The organism is Methanosarcina spelaei (assembly GCF_002287235.1).
Lineage (GTDB): Archaea > Halobacteriota > Methanosarcinia > Methanosarcinales > Methanosarcinaceae > Methanosarcina > Methanosarcina spelaei.
This window is the reverse complement of sequence record NZ_LMVP01000479.1, coordinates 22,488-28,865: the sequence shown is the minus strand read 5'-3', so window position 1 is coordinate 28,865 and position 6,378 is coordinate 22,488. Positions and strand designations below refer to the sequence as shown.

Annotated in this window: 5 protein-coding genes; 1 reads left to right on the top strand and 4 read right to left on the bottom strand. The window is 41.6% G+C overall.

What is annotated here, in order from left to right; all coding sequences use genetic code 11:
* Positions 1-215 precede the first annotated feature (215 nt).
* The 4 genes from hmgA to ASJ81_RS23900 form a co-directional block, all read right to left on the bottom strand.
* Positions 216-1,472, bottom strand: coding sequence for a hydroxymethylglutaryl-CoA reductase (NADPH) (hmgA, locus tag ASJ81_RS16885; protein WP_095645374.1), 1,257 nt, complete (start codon positions 1,470-1,472; stop codon positions 216-218).
* A 486-nt stretch (positions 1,473-1,958) separates the two neighbouring features.
* Complete coding sequence (locus ASJ81_RS16880) at positions 1,959-2,327, bottom strand: DsrE family protein (RefSeq protein ID WP_095645373.1); 369 nt, start codon at positions 2,325-2,327, stop codon at positions 1,959-1,961.
* A gap of 613 nt (positions 2,328-2,940) precedes the next feature.
* Positions 2,941-5,550 carry a valine--tRNA ligase gene (locus ASJ81_RS16875; RefSeq protein WP_095645372.1) on the bottom strand — a complete coding sequence of 870 codons (2,610 nt, stop codon included), beginning with the start codon at positions 5,548-5,550 and terminating at the stop codon, positions 2,941-2,943.
* A 379-nt stretch (positions 5,551-5,929) separates the two neighbouring features.
* Positions 5,930-6,109, bottom strand: coding sequence for a hypothetical protein (locus ASJ81_RS23900; protein ID WP_245860240.1), 180 nt, complete (start codon positions 6,107-6,109; stop codon positions 5,930-5,932).
* On the opposite strand from ASJ81_RS23900, the gene ASJ81_RS23895 reads away from it, so the two are divergent.
* Positions 6,074-6,304 (top strand): hypothetical protein, encoded by a 231-nt coding sequence (locus ASJ81_RS23895; protein WP_245860238.1) that lies wholly within the window; start codon positions 6,074-6,076, stop codon positions 6,302-6,304. The two genes, ASJ81_RS23900 and ASJ81_RS23895, sit on opposite strands and share 36 nt — an antisense overlap.
* Positions 6,305-6,378 lie beyond the last annotated feature (74 nt).

Genomic DNA, 6,378 nt, shown 5'->3' with positions numbered 1-6,378 from the left:
TGCTTGACCGCAAGCCTTTTCAAAAAACTGCTTGACCGCAAGCCTTTTCAAAAAAGGCTTGAGCGAAAACGACGAGTTAATTTGGTTTGATAACCTTATCCCCAAACCCTATAGGCGTGATCAACCGGCGCAATGGTTGATCGACCTGATAACATTTGGTTTGATAACCTTATCCCCTAACCCTATAGGCGTGATCAACCGGCGCAACGGTTGAGTTAGAACTTTCCACGGCCTAGCTGGGCGTGAGCACGGGCCAGATGTCCTGCAGCCTGAGCTCCTATAAGGTTAACTTCTCCTGCAAGCACGGCAGAAGCTACGATTTCCGCAAATTTCTTAGAGTTTATTCCTGGAACGTCACCTGCTCCTGCAACGCCGAGAATATTCAGGCAGTCTCTCTGGGTCCCAAGACCAGTGCCGCCACCAACGGTTCCCACAGGTAGGGCAGGGAGAGTGACAGTACAGTGAATCTCTTCGTATTTTGTAAGTTCCATGCTTGTAATTGCAGTGCTTCCTTCAACAACATGGGCCACATCCTGTCCGCAGGCCAGATAAATAGCAGCAATAATATTTGCAGCATGGGCATTAAAGCCAAGTGCTCCTGCTCTTGCTGAACCCAGCATGTTTTTGCTATAATTGACCTCAAACATGGATTCAGGCGTACATTTAAGAATCTCCTTTACAATCTCCTTTGGAATCGTAACCTCGGCTACAACGGTTTTTCCTCTTCCGAGAATTGTGCTTATGGAGGCCGGTTTTTTGTCAATACACATATTTCCTGAAATGGTAATGGGATGTGCACCGAATTCGTCTTCTATAAGGTGCATCACTGCATCAGTAGCTATAGTTACCATGTTCATGCCCATGGCATCTTTTGTATCATACGAAAACCTGAGGTATACATATGTGCCGGCTACAAAGGGTTTTACGGAAAGCAATTTTCCAAAACGCGTTGTTTTCTCGGCAACAGCTTTCATCTGCTCGAAAATTTCAGGACATTTTACCCACTCATAAAATTCTTTAGCTCTGCTGACACTCTCAAGCTTAAAAACGGGTGCTCTCGTCATCTCGTCCTCAAAGACCCTTACATTTGCTCCTCCTGATTTTGTAATAACCGAACAGCCGCGATTTACGCTGGCAACAAGAGCTCCTTCAGTTGTAGCAAGTGGAATGTAGTATTCGGAATTTGCATATTCACCGTTTACTTTCAGAAGACCTGCAACTCCGAGAGGAATCTGAACTGCACCTATCATATTTTCAATATTCTTTTTCGATGCTACTTCAACATCGAGGGAAAAGTTCTGGATATTCTCAAACTCGAGTTTTGCAAACTCCTGTATTGCAAGCCTTCTGATTTTTACTGAAGTCACAGGGTCCGCAAATTCGTCAATTTTACGAAGAGCCACATCTCCATCCAGAACCTTTTGTAAAAGGATTTTCTCTTCCTCATTTAACTCATAATTCTGTAAAAACACGAAATCACCTACTGAAATTATTTGTTTAATTCTCAAAAATTAATTGACTCAAAGGCTGAAATCTTAATATAAAATAATTATTTTAAAATGTGTACTTATAGTTGTATACTCTATATTAAAGTTCATTTTTATCTTATTATGTGCACAAACGTTCGCTCGTTTGATTCATGTTTTTTAGATTTTTATTCTAATTATGTCCATATTGACATATAATTCATTCCTCAACCGATATTTTTCTGTTATCCCCAGACAGTCTAAAAAAGGCATTACATATAAAAAGTTCTGTCGGTTTAAGATAACATTTAAATGTATTTGAGTAATTGAATAAAACTGAAGAATTAAGTTGAAGAAAACCTGACTCAAGAAAAAGTTACAGTAAAACACATTTAATTACAGTAAAACACATTTAATTACAGTAAAACACATTTAATTGCTTAAGGCAGTTATTGCTTAAATGCCTCATTTAATTTTAGAAATTTCTAAGGCTCAGAAATTAATAATTAACTGGTTTTCTTCTGTGTATCTCTGAAAAAGTTCAGCTACTTCTTTTGAGCAGATAAATTCAATTCCAGGGATTAGTTCTTCTTTCTTAAGTCCTATCATGTCCGAGGCAAGCTGGCAGCATCGGAACTCTACTCCCATGTCGATACATTCCTGAACAGCCATATCATACTTGGGCGATCCTCTTGTTTTATCTTTCTTTCCAAGTAACACTCCCATAGGTCCCCATAGAATAACCAGCACATCAAGCCCCTTACTCCTGTAATATTTCGCAAACTTGAGAGTTTCCTGCGGGCTAGTGCTTTCATACACCATATTTTTGAGTAACAGTAATACCTTTTCGACTTTTGTCATAAAAACTCCAGGTGTAAATAATACATTTCTGAAACAGATTACCTGGATGTATATAAAGTTTCACATTGAAAAAGGGAATCTTTGTCATTTCACTTTCGTAAAATAGTTATATCATTTTTGGGGGAATTTACAAAATTCAGATATTTACACCTGATTAACAACCTTCACTGTAACGTAAAATTATATAACTACTTCACCAATTTGAAGCTAACCGGAATACCTGAGTACCAAAATTTTTTTAAAGTTGATGACTGATTCTAAATGCTCGGTATTTGAGACTCCTACTGTATAGAAATCCCCAATTTTAGCTGACAGTTTATGAATTTTCTTCATAACTTCGTACACCAGGAATCTATTTTTGATCTTTGAAAATGATATTTTTGTATAGTGAGAAAAAGAATATGAAAAAATAGTTGAATAGCCGGAATGAAGAATTAAGGCTGAAATGAAGAGTTAAAGTTAGAGTTTGAACATAGAGGATCTGACCTGAAGATATCCTGCCTTCAAATTGCCGTATCTTCAGCTTGTCATACCTCAGCTGTTAGTAAAAAACTGAAAAAATAAGCATCTTCAGAATAATACAGATGTTTTTCATAAAAAGGTAAGCAAAAGCTTACCTTACGATTACGACAACTGCACCTCTGACTTCAAGCACATCGACCTCTCTGCCGCCGGAGATCACTTCTTTCCTTATTTCTACGGCTTCGGGTTCGAGCTCGATCGGTTTGCCGCTTACGTTAACAGTTATTTTTCCTGAGGCTGCCTGAACTTCAACGGAAGTGGGGTTTTCGGCCTTGAGAGCTTTCACGACAGCACCTGCATCTTTTCTGAATCTGGGACCCAGAATGCCCATATTAGGCTTAACTTCAACGGGCACATATTCAAAGGAAGGAGCTCCTTCCATCAACTCGACTTTCGAGTTTGTGGCACCTGCGATATCTCCTGTATCAATATTTGCATTGTATATCTCAAGTTTCTTCAGGGGAGCATTAAGTGCCATTCCCAGTTCGGATTTGTACCTGCGGACCTCACCTGTGATCTCTTTAATCAATTCCCCTGCAGCTTCGGCTTCTTCGTTTATGAAGCTCTCATCAACTGTCGGCCAGGCCTGTGTATGGACGCTCTCATCACTAAACCTGGAGTACAGTTCTTCTGCAAAGAAGGGTATAAAGGGAGCGAGCAGAAGCGAGAGAGTTTTCATTGTCCTGTAGAGCACATACTGGGCTGCTCTTCTGCCTTCAAGGTCATCGCCATAAAGCCTGCCTTTTACAAGTTCCAGATAGTTATCAGCAAGAACTTCCCAGGCAAAACCTCGTATGGCTTTGAAAGTGGAATCAAACTGGTACCTATCAAGCTCCTTTGTTGCAGTGTCTATAAGCCTGTTAAGTTTACTCAGCAGCCACCTGTCAATTATAAGGAGAGAGTCAGTCTGGAATTTATCAGCATTTTCCTGGCCGAAGCCCTTCAGGTGAGACATTGAAAAACGATAGATACTCCACATCTTCTGAAGGAAACGAGAAGCTGAAACCACATCTTTCCAGCGGAACATTACATCCGAACCTGCGGAGCCACCAACTGCACCCCACTGCCTGAAAGCATCGGCGCTGTACTGTGTGGTTACTTCCTCAGGAGAGATAACATTTCCAAGAGACTTGCTCATCTTATGTCCGTCAGGCCCGAGTACCATACCATTAATGACTATAGAATCCCAGGGTTTCTTGCCTTCAAGAGCCAGGCTCCGCAAGATTGTGTAAAAGGCCCAGGTTCTTATGATATCATGTCCCTGTGGACGGATCTGTGCAGGCAGGCGGAGGTCATGCTCACTTTCCCAGCCAGTAACATGTAAAGCCGTGATAGAGGAATCCATCCACGTGTCCAGCACATCGGTCTCAGGCTCAAACTCGGTTGAGCCGCAGGCGCAGGCTTTCTTTGGGGCAACCTCATTCGGGTCAATAGGAAGCCAGCTCTCTTCTGCAACCATAACTTCCCCGCATTTCTTGCAGTACCAGATAGGAATTGGAGTTGCAAAGACCCTCTGCCTGGAGATGCACCAATCCCATTCCATAGTGCCTGCCCAGTTCTGGAGCCTGACTTTCATGTACTCAGGATACCATTTGATCTCATCTGCAGCTTTCAGGATGCCGTCACTATCGATCTTTACGAACCATTGGGGCTCCGAAAGGATTTCAATCGGGGTATCACAGCGCCAGCAAAGCCCGACATTCTGTTCCAGAGGTTTCTGGTCATAGAGGAAACCTGCAGCCTTTAGGTCCGCAATGACGGCTTCCCTGCACTCGGCAATGCTCAGGCCTTCATACTTGCCTGCCGCTTTTGTCATCTTGCCCTGTTTGTCGACGGCTTTTATAAGGGGAAGTTCGTATTTCACCCACCAGCGTACATCCTGCTTATCTCCGAAAGTACAGATCATCACGGCACCTGTACCGAATTCAGGTTCAACGTCCTCATCAGCAATCAGAGTCACTTTCTGACCAAAGAGGGGTACTGTTATTTCCTGGCCGACATACTGGCTGTAACGCTTGTCTTCAGGGTTTACTGCAACTGCAACACAGGCTGCCATAAGTTCAGGCCTGGTGGTTGCAATGTCTACCTTATCGAAATGGACGAAGTTAAGCTTTGTTTGCCTTGTTTCATACTCGACTTCTGCAAAAGCAATAGCGGTTTCACAGCGGGGACACCAGTTGACAGGATGTTCCTCGTGATAGATGTAATCATTATTATACATCCTGACAAAAGATTTCTGCGTTTTTACAAAGTATGAAGGCTCCATGGTAACGAACTCGTTACTCCAGTCCACAGAAAAGCCCAGACGCAGCATTGTTTTGCGCATTTTGTCGATGTTTCCTGCAGTCAGTTCCCTGCACATTTTGCGAAACTCAGCACGTGGAACCTGGTTTTTCGTTATTCCATGAATTTCTTCAACCTTGACTTCGGTTGGCAGACCGTGACAGTCCCAGCCCTGTGGGAACATTACATTGTACCCTCGCATACGTTTGTATCGGGCAACAAAGTCGATGTAGCACCAGTTGAGTGCATTTCCGATATGGAAATTACCTGTAGGATAAGGAGGTGGGGTGTCGATAATATATTGGGGACGGGGGTCTTCTCCCCAGTTGAAATGGTACATGGAGAGGTTCCACTTCTCCATCCATTTTTCCTCAACCTCACTTGCATTATATTCTTTTGGAATTTCTGATTCTGTCATAAAGACACTCCATGATTGGGAAATAGTGTAAGAATTCTTGGGGTTTAGAATGCTTGCGATTATTTAAATATATCTGGTTTTAGACAACGTGAAAATTCTTACTGTTTTATATCTGTAAGGAATACAAATTTTACTTTATTGATTGCATTTTTTATCCGGAATCTCTGAAGAAAAGAAACTGTTTTATAATGAACAAGTTCAAAATTATTATCCTTTATTTATACCATTAATATTACGCTTTTACTGGTGTTCTTGTGTGACAATATTTACAAAAAATATATCTAAAGATAACTGACTTAATAATAGAAGCCCATGAGAAAACTGCAGGAAATAGTCTTAATTTGATAAAAAATCTATAAAATTGTTTTTTAGGCATTCGTCAGACTAAAAGCACTTCACAGGGTTCAAGCTCGAGACCGTCAAGAGACATCTTGAAGAGCCGGGTATCAGGTTTCTTTATACAGGGGTCCGAAGACATAATTGTTAAATTAAAGCGATCATAAAGGCTCAGAAATCGCAGTTCTTGTTCCGTAAAAACTCTCTGGGCATTGGAGACGATGCACTTTGGGATATTACTGTATTTTTCAAGCAGTTACAGGCTCTGGGGATAAGTCTCAAGTTTTATAGACGCGGTCCTGAAAATATTGGCGGTTTCAATTCCAAGCCAATACGGATCGATTTCTTTAAAGGCATTTTCGGCACAGATTTCTGCAAAAATTTACTCTATGCGGATATCAGGGTGCTGCTGGCCTGAGTTTCCAAGCCTGTTTATTACTTTCTTATACTGCTCCCTGAGCCTGTCAGGTTCTATCCTCACTCCCTAGTACA